Annotated in this window: 13 protein-coding genes; 4 read left to right on the plus strand and 9 right to left on the minus strand. The window is 71.8% G+C overall.

The genetic code is table 11. The annotated features are described in order from the left end of the window. Nucleotides 1-7: 7 nt before the first annotated feature. Both JOD60_RS06235 and JOD60_RS06240 read right to left on the minus strand, forming a co-directional pair. Nucleotides 8-2,110: a YhgE/Pip domain-containing protein gene (locus JOD60_RS06235; RefSeq protein ID WP_076689535.1), complete on the minus strand. Its 2,103-nt coding sequence runs from the start codon at nt 2,108-2,110 to the stop codon at nt 8-10. After that, complete coding sequence (locus JOD60_RS06240) at nt 2,107-4,920, minus strand: MMPL family transporter (protein WP_076689537.1); 2,814 nt, start codon at nt 4,918-4,920, stop codon at nt 2,107-2,109. Before JOD60_RS06240 ends, JOD60_RS06235 begins: the two co-directional genes overlap by 4 nt. 132 nt (nt 4,921-5,052) lie before the next feature. Here JOD60_RS06240 and JOD60_RS06245 point away from each other — a divergent pair, with 132 nt between their 5' ends. After that, on the plus strand, nt 5,053-5,697 hold the full coding sequence (locus tag JOD60_RS06245) for a TetR/AcrR family transcriptional regulator (protein WP_084201920.1): 645 nt from the start codon (nt 5,053-5,055) through the stop codon (nt 5,695-5,697). Here JOD60_RS06245 and JOD60_RS06250 read toward each other — a convergent pair whose 3' ends face one another. Then, a complete protein-coding gene (locus JOD60_RS06250; RefSeq protein ID WP_076689539.1) occupies nt 5,698-6,684 on the minus strand; it encodes an o-succinylbenzoate synthase in 987 nt (328 codons plus the stop codon). 74 nt (nt 6,685-6,758) lie between these two features. On the opposite strand from JOD60_RS06250, the gene JOD60_RS06255 reads away from it, so the two are divergent. From JOD60_RS06255 to metH, 3 genes are read left to right on the plus strand one after another with little or no spacing between them, the layout of a single operon-like run. Continuing rightward, on the plus strand, nt 6,759-7,103 hold the full coding sequence (locus tag JOD60_RS06255) for a PadR family transcriptional regulator (RefSeq protein WP_076689541.1): 345 nt from the start codon (nt 6,759-6,761) through the stop codon (nt 7,101-7,103). 1 nt (nt 7,104) lies between these two features. Next, nucleotides 7,105-8,067, plus strand: coding sequence for a permease prefix domain 1-containing protein (locus JOD60_RS06260; protein WP_076689543.1), 963 nt, complete (start codon nt 7,105-7,107; stop codon nt 8,065-8,067). Between the two features lie 31 nt (nt 8,068-8,098). Next, nucleotides 8,099-11,743, plus strand: a complete 3,645-nt coding sequence (gene metH, locus JOD60_RS06265; protein ID WP_076689545.1) for a methionine synthase — start codon at nt 8,099-8,101, stop codon at nt 11,741-11,743. Between the two features lie 74 nt (nt 11,744-11,817). On the opposite strand, the gene JOD60_RS06270 is transcribed toward metH, so the two are convergent. The 6 genes from JOD60_RS06270 to JOD60_RS06295 form a co-directional block, all read right to left on the minus strand. Further along, complete coding sequence (locus tag JOD60_RS06270) at nt 11,818-12,264, minus strand: Fic family protein (protein WP_157127877.1); 447 nt, start codon at nt 12,262-12,264, stop codon at nt 11,818-11,820. A 176-nt stretch (nt 12,265-12,440) separates the two neighbouring features. After that, nucleotides 12,441-12,938: a hypothetical protein gene (locus JOD60_RS06275; RefSeq protein WP_076689549.1), complete on the minus strand. Its 498-nt coding sequence runs from the start codon at nt 12,936-12,938 to the stop codon at nt 12,441-12,443. Between the two features lie 14 nt (nt 12,939-12,952). Then, nucleotides 12,953-13,360: a GNAT family N-acetyltransferase gene (locus tag JOD60_RS06280; protein WP_076689551.1), complete on the minus strand. Its 408-nt coding sequence runs from the start codon at nt 13,358-13,360 to the stop codon at nt 12,953-12,955. Nucleotides 13,361-13,369: 9 nt separating this feature from the next. Continuing rightward, on the minus strand, nt 13,370-13,558 hold the full coding sequence (locus JOD60_RS06285) for a hypothetical protein (RefSeq protein ID WP_076689553.1): 189 nt from the start codon (nt 13,556-13,558) through the stop codon (nt 13,370-13,372). 310 nt (nt 13,559-13,868) lie between these two features. Beyond that, on the minus strand, nt 13,869-14,318 hold the full coding sequence (locus tag JOD60_RS06290; protein ID WP_232321712.1) for a glucose-6-phosphate dehydrogenase: 450 nt from the start codon (nt 14,316-14,318) through the stop codon (nt 13,869-13,871). Between the two features lie 19 nt (nt 14,319-14,337). Continuing rightward, entirely contained in the window at nt 14,338-17,199 is a 2,862-nt protein-coding gene (locus JOD60_RS06295; RefSeq protein ID WP_232321713.1) for an ATP-binding cassette domain-containing protein, read from the minus strand. Between the last annotated feature and the right edge of the window lie 22 nt (nt 17,200-17,221).

Consider the following 17,221-nt stretch of genomic DNA (forward strand, 5'->3'; position numbering starts at 1 on the left):
CGCGCGATCAGGCCAGAGCGGGGGATGCCGCGAGCAGCATCTTCGCGCCGGCGGAACGGCGGCGCGCCACCACGACGACGGTCGCGATGAAGGCCAGGGCCGCCCACACCAGCATCCCGACGAGGCCCGCTCCGATCCCGGATGCCGGGGTCAGCGCTGCGAGCATCGCCGTGTAGGCGGGGGTCGTCGGCATGAGCGTCGCGATCGCAGTCAGCACGCCCGGCACGGTGGAGACGATTCCCGTCGCCACCGCGAGCACGCCCACCAGCGCCGCAACCCAGCGCCCGGCGCCGCCGAACACCGCCACGAGCGCCTGGTTGACGGCGGCGAACGCGATGCCCGCGACGACAGCGAGTCCGGCGAAGCTCCACCATGCCGACGCGTCGTATTCGGCGGCGAGCTGCACCACGACGGCGACGAGCAGTCCCTGCGCGGCGCCGATTCCGGCCGCCGGCGCGAGGTTGCGCAGCGCCAGCAGCACCGAGGGGCGCCGCGAACTGAGCGCGTCGCGAGGCACGGCCTGCAGCGCGATGAACGACGCGAGACCACCGAACCAGAGCGCGAGCATCGCCAGCAGCGGGATCGCCGACGCGCCGAACAGGTTGTTCCCGGTCCCGTCGGTCGTCACCGGATCCGTCACCACCGACGCCAGGTCGGTTGCCTGCTGGTCGGTGTACGAGGGCAGGGCGGATGCCGCGGTGCTGAGCCCGTCGGCGAGCGAGGCGGTGCCGCTCGACAGCTGACCGACCCCTCCCGCGAGCTGGTCGGCGCCGTCGGCCGCGCCCGAGGCCCCGGTCGCCAGCTGCGATGCGCCCGAGGCCGACTGCGCGGCGCCGGAGGCGAGCTGCTGCGCGCCGGCGGCGAGACCATCGGCGCCCGTCGCGAGCGACGCCGACCCCGCGGCGGCCTGTGACAGTCCGCCGGCGAGCCCCGCGATGCCCTGCGAGATGCCCGTCGCGCCGGCGGCGAGCTGCTCGGTGGCGGCGGGGAGCTGGTTGATCTGCTCGAGGCCCCCGGCGATCTGCCCGGAGTTTCCGATCAGGTCCTTCACCTGCGGCAGTGAGGCCTCGGCGCGCTGCGCCGCGTCGGTGAGGGCGGCGCAGAACTCCGCCGGGTACCCGTTCGTCGCGCAGTCCGCCGCGAGCTGCTGCAGCTGCGCCACGGACGCCTCGGTGCTCTCCTGCAGAGCCGCGCTGTTGGTAGACACGTTCTTGGCGGCGTCGATCACCTCCTGCGGCACGCTGATCTCCTGCGCCTGCGCCGCGAACTCCTGCAGGCCCGTGGCGAGCTGCGCGCTCGGTTCGACCAGGAGGTTCAGGTTCGTCGACAGCGTGTTCAACCCGTCGGCGGATCGGTGTGCCCCGGCGGCGTAGGACTGCACACCCGCGGCGTACTGCGACGCGCCCGACGAAAGCTGACCCAGTCCGCCCGACAGCTGCCCGGCACCGTCGGCGAGCTGACGCACCCCGTCGGCGAGCGAGGTCGCGCCGGTGCCGGCGGTCGCCGCGCCGTCGGCAAGCTGATGCGCGCCGTCGGCGGCGGTGCCGAGCTGGTCGCCGAGCGTCGTGAAGCCGAGGAAGACGTTCTCCAGGTACACGCTCGACAGCTGCTGACCCATGAGGGAGGCGGCGGCCTGCGTGATCTGCGAGGTGATGGCGTCGTCGACGATGAGGCTGTCGGGCGAGGTCGACACCTCGATCGTCGCCTTCTGGGGGGTTCCGCCCGAGCCGTCGGAGGCGCCGGCGGTCGAGGTCGCGGCGGCGGAGAAGTTCGCCGGGATCGTGACGACCGCGTCGTACGTGCCATCGGCGAGGCCGGCCGCGGCATCCGCCGTGTTCGAGATCGTCCAGGTGAGGTTGCTCGACACCTCGTCCGACCCCTCGACGAGACCGGCGGTCAGCTGCCGCCCGAGCGGCACGTACTGGTCGCCCACGGTGACCGGCTCATCGTCGTTGACGATCGCGGCGGTCATGCCGTCGAGGCGTTCGACGGGGTTGTACAGCGCCGCGATGAGGATGCCGCCGATCACGACGGGCAGCAGCAGCACACCGATCAGGGTCAGCCAGGTCACCGGCTTGCGGGAGCGGGCGCGTTCGAGGGGAAGAGTCATGCGGAGATCACCTGCGTCTGGGTTCCGGCGGTGCCGGTCGTGAGGGCGAGCGCAGCAACGCTCGGGCGGTGGGCGTCGCTCAGCAGCTCGAGGGCAGCGCCCTCGCGCCGTGCCGACGCGACGATCGTGAGGGCGGGGCGGTCGTCGCGGGCGGATGCGGCGTCGGCGGCATCGCGCAGCAGCGCGGCCGCCTGGTCGCGGTCGGCGCCGGCGAGGGTGTCGAGCCCGTCGATCGCGACGAGCGTCGTGCCGCCGGCGAGCGCCCGGCGCAGTTCCCGCAGCGGATCGGCGGCGCCGTCGAGCAGGGCGACGCCGACGTGCGCGCGCACCCAGGCCGCGCGGCCCGGCAGGAGGTGTCCGGCGACGCGCAGTCGGCCCGAACTGGGGGCGATGCGGCCGGCGACGGTGAGCACGAACGCGCGCCCGGCCCGCGGGTCGGCGGCCGTGACGAGCAGCGTGTCGCCGTGGCCGAGGCGCACCGACGCGCCGCGGAACAGCTCCACGTCGCCGACGCCGCGGCCGCCGTCGGCCGTGACGGCGAGGCCGTCGGCGGCGAGCGGGCCGGCGTATTCGGGCTCGGGCCATGCGGCGAGGGCCAGTTCGCGCTCGACGGCCTCGCCCTCGATGTCGAAGTGCGGCAGCATCCGGTCGAGCCACCGCGGCATCCACCACGCCTTCTCGCCGAGAAGAGCCATGACGGCGGGCACGAGCGTCATGCGCACGAGGAATGCGTCCACGGCGATGCCGACGGCGAGCCCCAGCGCGATCGGCTTGATCGAGCTGTCGCCTTCGGGGACGAAGGCCGCGAAGACGGCGAACATGATGACGGCGGCGGCGGTGACGACCCGCGCCGAGGCCGTGAACCCGCTGCGCACCGCACCGACCGCGGTGTGGCGGTCTGCGCGGCCGCCGCGGGCACGGCGGGTGTGGACGTAGTCCTCGCGCATGCGCGACACCAGGAACACCTCGTAGTCCATCGCCAGCCCGAACAGCACGCCCATGAGGATGATCGGCATGAAGCTGATGACGGGGCCGGTGCGGGTGACGTGCAGCAGGTCGGCGAACCAGCCCCACTCGAACACGGCCGCCACGACGCCGAAGGAGGCGAGGATCGACAGCAGGTAGCCGACGGCCGCCTTGATCGGCACCCAGATCGAGCGGAAGACGATCATCAGGAGGATCAGCGACAGCCCGACCACGAAGACGCCGAAGGGGAGCAGCGCGGCACCCAGGCGATCGGAGATGTCGATGCCGACGGCGGTGAAGCCGGTGACCTTGAGGTCGACGCCGTACTTCTCCTGCCACTCGTCGTGGTGCGCACGGATCTCGCGGACGAGCTCGGCCGTCGCCGGGTCGTCCGGCGCGGTCTCGGGCACGACCTGGATGAGCCCGGTGTCGGCGGTCTCGTTCGGAGTGGCGAGGGCGACCTCCTTCACGCCGGGGATCTGCTCGATCTCGTCCTTGAGGTCGGCCATGAGGCCGAGAGGATCGGTCGAGGTGACGATCGTCCCGGTGACGATGAGCGGGCCGTTGGCGCCGGGTCCGAAGTGCTCGGCGGTGAGATCGTACGCCTGCCGCGCCTCGCTGGAGGGCGGCTGCACTCCGGCGTTGGGGAGGGCCAGATGCAGGCTCGCGGCGGGGATCGCGACGACCCCGAGTCCCACGACGACGGCCAGCGTCGTGACGACGGGATGCCGGGTCACGCCCGTCACCCAGCGCTCCGCGAAACCGCGGCGTGGGCGGCGGGTGCGGGCCGGACGCGCCGAGGTGCGTCGCGCACGACGCGGCCAGCCGGCGACGCGCCCCTTCGCGAAGCCCAGCAGCGCGGGGGTGAGCGTCACGGCGACCAGGACGGCGATGGCGACGGCGACGGCGGCCGCGATGCCCATCGTGGTGAGGAAGGGGATGCCGGCGAAACCCAGACCGATGAGCGCGATGAGCACGGTGATGCCCGCGAACACGACCGCCGACCCCGCCGTTCCCGTCGCGCGCGCGGCCGACTCCTCTGGTTCGACCCCGGCACGCACCTGGTCCTGATGTCGGGCGACGATGAACAGGGCGTAGTCGATGCCGACGGCCAGGCCCAGCATGATCGCGAGCATGGGCGTCGTGGAGGAGATCGACGCGAACGCGGTGGAGACGTAGATGAGCGCGATCGCGAGACCCACGCCGATGAGGGCACTGGCCAGCGGGAACCACGCGACGGCGATCGAGCGGAACGTCACGATGAGCACGAACAGCGCGATGAGGATGCCGACGGCTTCGGTGATCGACAGTGCGGGCACGGACGTGGAGAACAGGTCGCCGCCGATCGCGACCTGCGATCCGGCGGGCATGGCTTCGCGGACGTCGGCCGCGATGCCCTCGAGGGCCGTCTTGGTGTCGGCGGGGACGTCGGTGGCCTGACCGTCGAACTGGAGCCGGATGATGGCGGCGCGCTCGTCGTCGGAGACCATGCCCGAGACCATCTCGTCGAAGGGGTTCGTGACGGCGATGACGCCTTCGAGTCCGCCGAGTTCGCTCACGGCGTCGCCGATGACCGAGGCGACCGGCTCGGCATCCACCCTCTCGCCCTCGGGAGCTACGACGACCAGCTGTGCGCTCGTACCGCTCGCCTGGGGGAACGTGCGGTCGAGCAGCGCGATGCCCTCCTGCGCCTCGGTGCCGGGGATGGAGAAGGAGTTGTCGGTGCCCTTCATGAAGAGCGCGGCGCCCCCGCCGGCCAGCGCGAGCAGCAGCAGCCACGACACGAGCACGCGCCACGAGTGACGGTATGACCAGCGGCCGAGCGAGTACAGGAGAGTGGACACAGGCGCTCCGGTTCAGAAGGACGGGGAGTGTTCGATACAGCGCTGTATCCGATACATAGATGTATCCTAAGAGTCGTGCTCCTCGCGAGCCTGGGGAGTGGGTGTGAAACTGACCGGGAAGGGAGGGGTGTCGTGACCGATGTGTCGACCCGTCCCGCGGGCGGTTCCCCTCCGGCCAGCGAACGCCGGGCGCGGACGCGCGCGCGCCTGCTCGACGCCGCGCACGAGGTGTTCGCCGAGGTCGGGATGGACGCGGCATCCGTCGAGATGATCTGTGAACGCGCAGGCTTCACGCGCGGGGCGTTCTACTCCAACTTCGAGTCGAAGGACGAGCTGTTCCTCGCCCTCATCACACAGCTCGCCGACGCCAAGCTCGAGGAGGTCGCCGGGCGCGTGCGCGGGCTCGAGCCCGACACGCTCGCCGATCCGTCGGCGCTCGTGCGCCAGGTCGTGGGCGTGTCGCTCGGCGAGCGGCTGGAGCCGCAGCTGGTCAGCGAGATCCGCACGCAGGCGCTGCGCGATCCGCGCCTGGCCGCGGCCTACCTCGCGTGGCAGGAGGTCATGCGCTCCCGTGTGGAGGAGATCATTCGGCACGTCGTGGACACCTATGGGCTGCGGCTGCGGCTGCCGATCGAGGAGGCGGCGCAGCTGCTGCTCGACGTCTCGGACGACACCTGCACCCGCGCGACCCTCGAGGGCCGTCCCGTGGGCGAGGTCACCGCGCTGCTGAACGAGCGGATCGAGCGCCTCGTCGGCGTGCTGGTCGACGCGCCCTGATCACAGCAGCGCGTAACACCGCTCGAGGCGGGCGAGCCACCAGTCGCGGCGCTCGGGTGAGGCCGCGTGGGCCTCGAGCAGGGTGGCATCCGGCTCGACGCGGCGCACCGGCAGCGCGCCGTTCTCGGGGTGCAGCGGTGTCGTGGTGACGTCGGCGGCGAGGAGCGACGCCGTGCCGAGGCCGCAGTCGTAGTCGAGGTCCGGCAGCGCGGCGGCCAGGGCGACGCCCATCGCAATCCCGACGCTCGTGTCGAGCGCGCTGGAGACGACTGCCGGAAGTCCCGCGTCCGCGACGATCTCGAGCGCGCGTCGCACGCCGCCGAGGGGCTGCGCCTTGACGACGATGAGATCGGCCGCGCCGGCGCGCGCGACGGCCAGCGGGTCGGATGCCTTGCGGACGCTCTCATCCGCGGCGATCGGGATGTCCCAATCCGCGATCCGCTCGCGCAGCTCGGCCAGCTCGTCGATGCTCGCGCACGGCTGCTCGAGGTACTCCAGGTCGAACTCCGACAACGCGTGCACGGCGTGCTCGGCCTCGTCGAGGTTCCACCCGCCGTTGGCGTCGAGGCGCACGCGCCCTTCGGCGCCGAGCTGCTGCCGCACCGCGCGCACGCGGGCGACGTCGTCGGCGAGGGTCTGCCCGCGCTCGGCGACCTTCACCTTCGCCGTGCGGCAGCCGTCGAAACGGGCGAGGACTGCGGGGACGAATGCCGGCGCCACCGCAGGCACGGTGGCGTTGACGGCGACGGCGTCCCGCACCGGCGCGGGCTGTGGATGCCACCCGAAGTCGATCGCGGCGGTCAGCCACGCCGCGGCCTCGGCGTCGTCGTACTCGACGAAGGGGGAGAACTCCGTCCAGCCCTGCGGTCCCTCCAGCAGAAGCGCCTCGCGGGCGTCGATGCCGCGGAAGCGCGTGACGAGCGGGAGGGAGACGACACGCGCCGTGGCGCGCAGGTCGGACAGCGCGGGGAAGCTCACGGCATCCATCCTGCCCGCTGTCACCGGCGGAATGGTGGGTGTGTCCTTGACGATAGTGTGTGACGCACAGTATCGTGTGAAGCATGACCGAGAATGAGGCGCGGGAGACCCACCTGCAGGAGCTGCGGCGCGGAACCGTCGTATTGGCCTGCCTGCGGCTGCTCGCCGAGCCGGGTTATGGGTACGGGCTGCTGGAGGACCTGCAGCAGCGCGGATTCGACACCGATGCCAACACGCTCTACCCCCTGCTGCGCCGACTGGAGAAGCAGGGACACCTCACCAGCGAGTGGAACACCGACGAGGCGCGGCCCCGCAAGTTCTACCGCACGTCGCCCGCCGGCCACCGCCTGGCAGAGGCGCTCACCACCGATTTCGACGCGCTCGCCGCCGCGATCGCCGCCCTTCCCGTTCCGTCCGAGGAGAACTGACATGACCGCCACCCTGACCGACCGCTACGTCCTCGCGGTCACCCGCAGCATCCCCGAGCAGCAGCGCGCCGATGTCGCCGACGAGCTGCGCGCGTCGATCGCCGACCAGCTCGACGCGAGGATCGAGGCCGGCGAACCGGCGGATGCCGCCGAGCGCGCCGTCCTCACCGAGCTCGGCGACCCGGACCGGCTCGCCGCCGGCTACGCCGACCGCCCGCTCTCGCTCATCGGCCCGCGCTACTTCCTGGAATGGAAGCGGCTGCTGATCCTCCTGCTGTGGATCGTTCCCGCCTGCGCCGCGGTCGCCGTCGCGATCGCGCAGATCATCGCGGGCGCGACCGTCGGCGAGGTCATCGGGCAGGTCGTCGCCGTCACCCTCTCGGTCGTGGTGCACGTGGGCTTCTGGGTCACGCTCGTGTTCGCCGTCCTCGAGCGCACGACCGGTGCGACCGGCGACCCGCTGATCCCGTGGAGCGTCGACAGCCTGCCCGAGCCGCGCGAGACCGGTGCGCGGCTGTCCGACCTCGTCGGCGGCATCGTCTGGGTCGCGATCCTCGCTGGCGCGATCGTGTGGGACCTCACGATCGGGTTCGTGTACCTCCACGGTTCGTGGATGTCGTTCTTGAACCCCGGCCTCTGGCCGGGATGGGCCGTCGTGCTTGGGGCGCTCATGGCGGGCGAGATCGTCCTCGCCGTGCTCGCGTACCGACGTGGCAGGTGGACCATGGGCCTCGCGGTGGCGAACACGGTGCTGGCCATCGTCTCGGCATCCGTTCTGCTCTGGATGCTGGGTGCCGGACTCCTCGTGAACCCCGCGCTATACGACATCGTGATCGCCGCCGGCGCCGGTGCCGACCTGCCGCAGGTGGTCGGCGCGATCGTTGCGGTCGGCATCGTGGGTGTCGCGCTCTGGGACGCGGTCGACGGGTTCGTCAAGGCGCGCCGCGGTCGGGTCGAGGCCTGAGCCCGGCGCGTGCGCGTGGGAGAATCACCCGGTGACCGCGCCCGTGACCTCGCCCCGCTTCGCTCTCGACATCGACGGCGTGCCGCGGACCGAGCGGGCGCAGGCGCTGCGGGATGCCCTGGCATCCCGCGTCGTCATCGCCGACGGGGCCATGGGCACGATGCTGCAGCGGCACGACCTGCAGATCGAGACCGACTTCGCCGGGCTCGAGGGCTGCAACGAGATCCTCAACGTCACGCGCCCCGACGTCGTCGCGGCAATCCACGACGCTTACTTCGCGGTCGGGGTGGATGCCGTCGAGACCAACACGTTTGGGGCGAACTGGTCGAACCTGTCGGACTACGGCATCGACGACCGCATCCACGAGCTCGCCGAGTCGGGGGCCCGGATTGCGCGGGAGCGCGCCGAAGCGGCCGAAGCCGCAGACGGCCGGATGCGCTGGGTGCTTGGCTCGATGGGGCCGGGCACCAAACTCCCCTCGCTCGGTCACACGACGTACGCGCACCTCAAGGAGACGTTCGCGCTGCAGGCCGAGGGCCTCATCGACGGGGGAGCGGACGCTTTCCTCGTCGAGACCAGCCAGGACCTGCTGCAGACGAAGGCGGCGATCAACGGCTGCAAGCAGGCGATCGTGGCCCGCGGCATCCGCCTGCCGATCTTCGTCGAGGTCACCGTCGAGACGACCGGCACGATGCTCATGGGCTCGGAGATCGGCGCGGCGCTGACGGCGCTCGAGCCCCTCGGCGTGGATGCCATCGGACTCAACTGCGCGACCGGCCCCGCCGAGATGAGCGAGCACCTGCGGCATCTGTCGAAGCACTCGAGTGTGACGATCGCGTGCATGCCCAACGCGGGCCTGCCGGTGCTGGGCGCCGACGGCGCGCACTACCCGCTGACGCCCGCCGAGCTCGCCACCGCGCACGAGCAGTTCGTCCGCGAGTTCGGGCTGGGCCTCATCGGCGGCTGCTGCGGTACGACCCCCGAGCACCTCGCCGCCGTCGTGGAGCGGCTGGGCGGTGCGGGCGTTTCGTCTCGTCGCTTCGCTCCTCGCGGGGCGACCGATGAGCCCGGCGTGGCATCCCTCTACCAGCACGTCCCGTTCCGTCAGGACGCGAGCTACCTCGCGATCGGCGAGCGGACCAACGCGAACGGCTCCAAGGCGTTCCGCGAGGCGATGCTCGAGGGGGGCTGGGACGACTGCGTCGAGATCGCGCGGAACCAGATCCGCGTCGGGGCGCACCTGCTCGACGTGTGCGTCGACTACGTGGGTCGCGACGGCGTCGCCGACATCCGCGAGGTGGTCTCCCGCTTCGCCTCGGCATCCACGCTCCCGCTCGTGATCGACTCGACCGAGCCCGCGGTGATCCAGGCGGGCCTCGAGCTCATCGGCGGCCGGCCCGTCGTGAACTCCGTCAACTACGAGGACGGCGACGGCCCGGCATCCCGCTTCGGTCGCATCATGCCGCTCGTCAAGGAGCACGGCACCGCCGTCATCGCCCTCACGATCGACGAGCAGGGTCAGGCGCGTACGACCGCCGACAAGGTGCGGATCGCGTCGCGGCTCGTCGACGAGCTCGTCGGCGAGTGGGGCCTGCGCACCTCGGACATCATCGTCGACTGCCTGACGTTCCCGATCGCGACGGGGCAGGAGGAGACGCGGCGCGACGGCATCGAGACGATCGAGGCCATCCGGCAGCTCACGGCGAAGTACCCCGGCATCAACACGACCCTCGGCGTCTCGAACGTGTCGTTCGGCCTGAACCCGGCGGCGCGGAGCGTGCTGAACTCGGTGTTCCTGCACGAGGCGACGCAGGCGGGGCTCACGAGCGGCATCATCGACGCCGCGAAGATCGTGCCTCTGGCATCCCTCGACGAGGCCCAGCGGAAGGTCGCGCTCGATCTCGTGTGGGACCGGCGCGAATGGGATGCCGAGGGCAACCTCACCTACGACCCGCTCGCCACCATGCTCGACCTGTTCGCCGGCGTCGACACGGCCGCGCTCCGTGATCAGCGGGCGGCGGAGCTCGCGGCGCTGCCGGTGGGCGAGCGCCTCGAGCGCCGCATCATCGACGGCGAGCTGAAGGGTCTGGAGGCCGACCTCGACCTGGCGCGGGCCGGGGGCACGAGCCCGCTCGCCATCATCAACGACCACCTACTCGAAGGTATGAAGGTCGTCGGCGAGCGGTTCGGGTCGGGGCAGATGCAGCTGCCGTTCGTGCTGCAGTCCGCCGAGGTCATGAAGACCGCCGTCGCCCTCCTCGAGCCGCATATGGAGCGCAGCGACGAGGCCGGCAAGGGCACGATCGTGCTCGCGACGGTCCGCGGCGACGTGCACGACATCGGCAAGAACCTCGTCGACATCATCCTGACGAACAACGGCTACACCGTGATCAACCTCGGCATCAAGCAGCCGATCGCCGACATCATCGCGGCCGCCGAGGAGCATGGCGCCGACGTCATCGGCATGAGTGGCCTGCTCGTGAAGTCGACGGTCGTCATGAAGGAGAACCTGCAGGAGCTGCAGGCACGGGGTCTGGCGGGCCGGTGGCCCGTGATCCTCGGCGGGGCGGCGCTGACGCGCGCGTACGTCGAGCAGGACCTCGCGGAGCTCTTCGACGGCGAGGTGCGGTACGCGAAGGATGCCTTCGAGGGTCTCGCCCTGATGGAGCCGCTCGTCCGCATCGCGCGCGGCGAGGCGAGGGATGCCGTGGGCCTGCCGCCGCTGAAGAAGCGCATCCACGCGGCGGGCTCTCGCCTGACGCTCACAGAGCCCGAGGCGATGCCGGCGCGCAGCGACGTGGCATCCGACAATCCCGTTCCGGCGCCGCCGTTCTGGGGGACGAGGATCGTCCGCGGGATCGCGCTCGCCGACTACGCCGCGTTCCTCGATGAGCGCGCGACCTTCATGGGGCAGTGGGGGCTGAAGCCCGGCCGCGGCGAGGACGGGCCGAGCTACGAGCAGCTGGTTGAGACGGAGGGCCGGCCGCGGCTGCGGTACTGGCTCGACCGCATCCTCACCGAGGGGATGCTGGACGCTTCTGTGGCGTATGGGTACTTCCCGGTCGTCTCGGAGGGCGACGACATCGTCGTGCTCCATCACGGCGACGACCCGACCGGTGTGCTCGGCGTGCCCGGGCTGCTCGCGCCGGACGGGGGGTCAGGCGGCGCGATCGGCGCCGACCGCCTGCGCTTCCACTTCCCGCGGCAGCGCCGCGACCGGCACCTGAATCTCGCGGATTTCGTGCGCTCGCGCGAGTCCGGGCAGGTCGACGTCCTGCCTGTGCAGCTGGTCACCGCCGGTGCGGCGATCGACGCCGTGACGGCGAAGCTCTTCGCCGAGGACCGGTACCGCGACTACTACGAGCTCAACGGCCTCGTGATGCAGCTGACCGAAGCGCTCGCCGAGTTCTGGCACGCGCGCATCCGATCGGAGCTCGGCTTCGCGGCGGAAGATCCGACGGACACAGCGGGCCTCTTCAAGCTCGAGTACCGCGGCGCGCGGTTCTCGCTCGGCTACCCCGCGTGCCCCGCCATGGAGGATCGCCGCAAGGTCGCCCTGCTGCTGCGTCCCGAGCGGATGGGCGTCGAGCTCAGCGATGAGCTGCAGCTGCACCCCGAGCAGTCGACGGACGCGTTCGTCTTCCACCACCCCGAGGCGAAGTACTTCTCGGTCTGAGCGGGGTCGGCATCAGACCGCGGCGTCGTTCGAGAGTATTTTTGGCAGGTAGCCGAGCGCGTCCAGCCGCCGGATCAGCCGGGGTGCCAGCGGACCGCGGGCAAGGTGATGCCGACTTCCTTATCGCGGTACGCGCCGGGAGTCGGGTCCCCTTCGCGGACCAGGCCATCGACGGCGCGGCGGTGCAGCTCGCGCACCAATGAATGCGTGAGAGGTGTCTCGGTAGCGATCCCGTCGATGAAGCGAACGGCACCCGCGATATTCGAGATCTCCCTGATCTGGTCATCGAGAGCAGGCCCTGTGGCATTGAGCCGATCGAGGGCATCGTACACAGTTGTGTGGTTCCCTTCGATCCGCGCTGACACCACGCTCATGACCGTGTCGAACAGCTGATGCAGATCGGCGTAGACGTCGGGGGGCGTCGAGCCGGTGCCGATATCTGCGCGCATCCGTTCGATCGCGAAGAGCGTCGTCACAAGAGGGGAATCGAATTCCAAACGTGGCAATGCATACTTGCTCACGGTGCCTCCGCAAATTGCCTACGCGGCGAGATACTATTTGCGATCGCTCGAGGATATCGGACCTATTCTACGCTCCTCGCGGAGTGCGCTCTGCGCACACTATTTGCATAACGATGACCAGCTCGTTGCAACGAGCACGGTACCGATCATCGTTCGGAGGCGCCCGCGACGAGCAATCAGACCACGGATGCCGGTGCGCGCCGGTCGCGGACCACGCCGGCGACCGCCACAGCGATGAGTCCGACGAGCGACGCCAGGCTCACGGCATAGAGCGGCCGCGCCCACGGCGAGTGGTCGCCGCCGCCGATCCCATAGGTGTCGGCGAGGTTCATGCCCCACATAAAAGATGCCCAGAAGTACCCGAACGCGCCGAGTGCGAGCAGGGCCAGCGTGAGCATCGCTGTGGTCCGCGCGGCGAGGTGACCCCGGCTGACTCCGACGAGCACCGCGGCCGCGAGCAGCGGTCCGATGGCGAGGATGCCGAGTGTCGGTGGGATGCCGACGGCTTGCCCCGCGGCATCCATTTCGGCGTGGATCTGTGCCAGCGAGCGTCCGGGTCCCGCGGCGAGCGGATTCAGCACGAGGATCTGCAGCGCCGCCCACGCCGCGTAGACGGTGACGACGACGAGGCCGATCACCGCGACGGCGACCGGTCGGGTGCGGGAAGCTGCCATGTCGGCAGTCTGCCTCACGACTGGCGGATCATCCAGGCCATCTCGCCCGACAGCTCCGCGAACCCGAACCGGCGGTAGAGCTCCTGCGCGTCGGCGGTGGCCAGTAGCATCCGCTTCAGGCCGAGCGGTTCGAGGTCGTCGAGCACGCCCTGCAGCAACAGTTTTCCCGCTCCGGTGCCGCGGACGGCCGGGGCGACGAAGACGTCGCACAGCCAGGCGAACAGCGCGCCGTCGGTGACGACGCGGGCGTAGGCGAGCTGTGCCCCGGTCGCCTCGTCGTACACGCCGTAGTTGCGCGACCCCGCCATCGCGACATCCTGCGTCGCGCGGGGGCGACCCTTCGCCCAGTACGACTCCTCGCTCAGCCAGCGGTGGACGAGCGCGACGTCGATGCGTGCCGGATCGGCGGAGAAGACAGGCATCTCCCCAGGCTAGAGCGCGCCGAGGTCTCCGGCGGCAGCGGGCGCAGCCGGTGCGTTCGCGGCGGACCGACGGCGTCGCCAGAGCGCTCCGGCGGCCGCGCCCGCGACGCCGATGGCCGCCGCGACGACGAGCGGCGGCAGGACGACCTCGGGGATGGTGAGCGCCTGGAAGAAGACGCCGACGCCGAACTCGGCCATCTCCGCAGGGTACGCAGCCAGCACGCGGCCGCCGATCGGCGAGAGCGCGCCCGGCGATGCCCGCGACGGCGGAGCCGACGACGAGCAGCGCCACGATCGACGTGAGGTAATACTGGCTGAACGGCAGAAGCGCGAGCGGCATGTCGCCGACGGATCCCGCGCCGAGGTTCTGCAGCGGCAGGCGGGCGCCGGTCACGAACCAGGGGAGCAGGCCCACGATGGCGCCCGCGGCGCCGATCGCGAACCACACGGCGGCATTGAGCGGGCGCGGCGTGGTCATCCGGGCAGATTACCGGGACAGCGCGACGGGTCAGGCGACCTGCTGCCCGCACATCCCGCAGACGCCCGTCGCAGGCACCTCGACGAAGCAGTCGGGGCAGAGGACCGCTGCGCGCTCCGGGATCGACGGGGCGGCGGCCTTCCGTGGGGCCGGTGCGGCAGCGCGGGCGCGGCGCGCGCGCTCGGGCGCCGAGACGGGCGGCGCGAGCTTGGGTGTCGGCTTGTGGTCGGCGCAGTAGTAGCGCACGAATCCCGCCGGGTTGTTCGGATGCCGGTGTTTCACGACCCAGAGCGCCTCACGCGGCCAGGGTTCGCTGTCGGGGCCGCAGCCGGCGCACCGGGTGGGCTCTCCGGGCACGGCCTCCGCGGCGGGGATCGGCAGCTCGAAGGGGAGGGCGTCGCGCCAGTCGGAGGAATTCCTGATCTGCACGGTATGCCTTCCCGGCGGCATCCGTTCGGGTGGGACGTCGCCGTGCTCCATTGTCCCACGATCGGGATCGTCAGTGATGTGGGACGGCCACAACCAGCGGTGCGGGTGACGGGGTCGGGGTCGCCACCGGTTTCGCGCGTCGCAACGACCGCAGCAGCGCCCGCCCGACGAGCGCGAGGCCGATGATCGTGGTGATCGCGCGGAGGGTGTCCCAGCTGAGCGTGGAGGTCAGCAGCGAGTACACGAGGAAGTTGCCCAGGTTCTCGCCGAGAGAGCCGCCGGGCACGTACGAGATGCTGGTGTCGGCGCCGACGGCGAAGGGCCAGAACCACATGTTCATGATGAGTCCGAACGCGTACGACGCGACGATGACGTAGGCGGCGAGCATGACGATCTCGGGGATGCCGCGGACGCGCCGCGGGAGCAGGCCCGCGCCGGCGCCGACCCACCCGCACGCGAACATCTGGAACGGCAGCCACGGTCCGACCCCGCCCCACATGAGGGCGGAGAGGGCGATGGATGCCGCGCCCAGCAGCAGCCCGAACCGCGCGCCGTACGCGCGGCCCGCGAGGATCAGCAGCACGAACAGGGCTTCCACGCCGCCGACGCCGGTGCTCGCGATACGGATCGCCGCGCCGATCGCGGCGAGCATCGCCAGCAGCGCCAGCGTGTGGGCGGACCGGACGCTTGCGTCGAGCGCCGCGAGCACCAGCACGACGGCGAGCGGTGCGAGTGAGAGGGCGATGTAAGGTACCGCGGCCTGCGCGTGGCTGGGCGTCGCGATCGCGATGAGCGGCCAGAGAAACGCCGCCGCCGCGGCGAGGTTCGCTGCGACGAGCGCGGGCGTGTGCCAGCGGCGGGGACCCTTCCCGCGCGGCGCGGGTTCGGGGTCGCGCGGAGATCTGTGCTTCTTCGGAGAGATTGCCGCGGCTTGCTCCGCAGAACTGCAGATCTCCGAAGTTGTGAGCGCGGGTGCGGGTGCGAGCGCGGGCGCGGGCACAGCCGCGAGCACCCCGGCATCCATCCGCAGCTCCCGATCCGCGAGGGCGGCGAACGCGGCGTCGTGGGTCGCGAACAGCACTGCGGTTCCCGCCTCCGCCTGCGCGACGATGGCGCGGGCGACCAGGCCGCAGGCATCGGGGTCGAGTCCGCGCGTCGGCTCGTCGAGCAGCAGCACCCCCGGCGCGCCCGCGGTCTGCACGACGATCGCGAGACAGCGGCGCTCGCCGGCCGACAGGTCGCGTGGGTGCGCGTGCAGCCGCCGCGTGAGCGCGGGATCCGACACCGCAAGGCTGAGCAGCTCGCCGAACCGCGCCGCCGTCGTTCCGGGCACGAGCCGGTGACGTCGATCGACGCGGCGGCACTCGGCGGCGACCGTGTCTCGCACGAACAGCGCGTCGCTGTCGTCGGGGACCAGGGCGATGGCCGTCGCGTGCGCGCCGGTCGCGAGCGCCACCAGCAGGCTCGACTTGCCCGCGCCGTTCGGGCCGCGCAGGGCGGCGATCTCGCCACGCTGCAGCGTGAGCGCGGCGGCATCGACGACCACCCGGTCGCCGTGTCTCACCGTGATGCCGGAGCGCTCCAGGATGGGTTCACCCTGCGGCTCGGCCCGCGCCGTACGCGCGCCAGAACTCCACGGATTCGATGCGGATCCGGACGCAGAGCCGGGCACGGGGGCTTCCGGTGCCGAGATCCGTGGAGTTTCCGCGGGCAGCGCGGCGCGCACGGCCGCCTGGTCGACCGTCAGCCACCGGTCGGCCACGCCGGAGAACTCGTCGGCGCGGTGCTCGGCCACCACGACGCAGATTCCGGCCTCGTGCGCGAGCGCGCCGAGCAGCGCGACGATTCGCTCGCGCGCGGCCGCGTCGAGGTCGGCGAGCGGCTCATCGACGAGCAGCAGGATGGGCTGCTCGACGATCGCCGCCGCGATCGCGACGAGCGTCGCCTCGCCGGCCGACAGGCCCCGCAGATCGCGGTCGAGCAGCCCCGTCACCCCGACACGGTCGGCGACCTCGCGCACGCGTGCGTCGATCAGCACGCGCGCGACACCGCGGAGCTCGAGCGCGAGGCCGATCTCGTCCGCGACGCGACCCGTCGCGAACGCGGCACGCGGATGCTGCAGCACGACGCCCACGCATCGCGCCACATCGCGCGGGGGCACCTCGCCGCGGTCGTGCCCGACGACCCTCACGGACCCCGCGGTCCAGCCGCCGTCGACGTGCGCGTGCAGTCCGCTGAGCACGCGCAGCAGCGTCGTCTTCCCCGACCCCGTGGCGCCGGTCAGCACGGTGAGGGTCCCGGGGGAGAGGTCGAAGTGCGGCACGGTCACGACCGGTGCCGCGCCTGCCGTTCCGAACCCGGCGGCGGCCTCCCGCAGCGCGACCGGATGCCGGCACTCGCCCGCCAGCTCGCGCCCGGCGTACCCCCGCAGCTCGAGCGCTGCGGCGACCGCGGTCGCCCGTTCCAGGGTGTGCTCCAGGACGGGGGCGAGCAGCCGCACGCCGCCGCGCTCGCCGCGCAGCCGCTGCGCGAACCGCGCGGCGCGCACGGCGTCGGCGAGCGAGGGCAGCGTCGCCCACGCGATCGACACTGCGCGCGCGAGGCCCTGCAGCGGTCCCCGCCGCGCGCCGCGCGCGATCAGCCGCGGCATGTCCAGCAGCGCGCTGAGCGCACCGAACGCGAGAATCGTCAGCGCGATCGGCAGGGCGCTGACCGCGGCATCCCACAGCCCGTCCACCGTCACCGGCCCGAACATCACGACGTGCGCGAACGGCGGCGGCAGCCGCCATTGCGGCAGCGGCAGCACCACCGGCCCGGTCCCGTCGGCACCGTGGAACAGCACCCGGTACAGCACGCGCACCGCGATGAAGGCGGCCGCGAGCACGGCGGCCGCGCGCAGCGGTGCCGGCCGGAACGTCACTCCGCGCGTCACGACATGAGCGTACGGCGCGCGC

The sequence above is a fragment of the Microbacterium aurum genome (assembly GCF_016907815.1).
GTDB lineage: Bacteria > Actinomycetota > Actinomycetes > Actinomycetales > Microbacteriaceae > Microbacterium > Microbacterium aurum.

Excerpts from the sequence above, each read along its gene's own strand:
- JOD60_RS06235 (WP_076689535.1), bottom strand. The coding sequence starts at position 2,110 with ATGACTCTTCCCCTCGAACGCGCCCGCTCCCGCAAGCCGGTGACCTGG.
- JOD60_RS06260 (WP_076689543.1), top strand. The coding sequence starts at position 7,105 with ATGACCGCCACCCTGACCGACCGCTACGTCCTCGCGGTCACCCGCAGC.
- JOD60_RS06275 (WP_076689549.1), bottom strand. The coding sequence starts at position 12,938 with ATGGCAGCTTCCCGCACCCGACCGGTCGCCGTCGCGGTGATCGGCCTC.
- JOD60_RS06285 (WP_076689553.1), bottom strand. The coding sequence starts at position 13,558 with ATGGCCGAGTTCGGCGTCGGCGTCTTCTTCCAGGCGCTCACCATCCCC.
- JOD60_RS06290 (WP_232321712.1), bottom strand. The coding sequence starts at position 14,318 with ATGGAGCACGGCGACGTCCCACCCGAACGGATGCCGCCGGGAAGGCAT.
- JOD60_RS06255 (WP_076689541.1), top strand. The coding sequence starts at position 6,759 with ATGACCGAGAATGAGGCGCGGGAGACCCACCTGCAGGAGCTGCGGCGC.
- JOD60_RS06280 (WP_076689551.1), bottom strand. The coding sequence starts at position 13,360 with ATGCCTGTCTTCTCCGCCGATCCGGCACGCATCGACGTCGCGCTCGTC.
- JOD60_RS06250 (WP_076689539.1), bottom strand. The coding sequence starts at position 6,684 with ATGGATGCCGTGAGCTTCCCCGCGCTGTCCGACCTGCGCGCCACGGCG.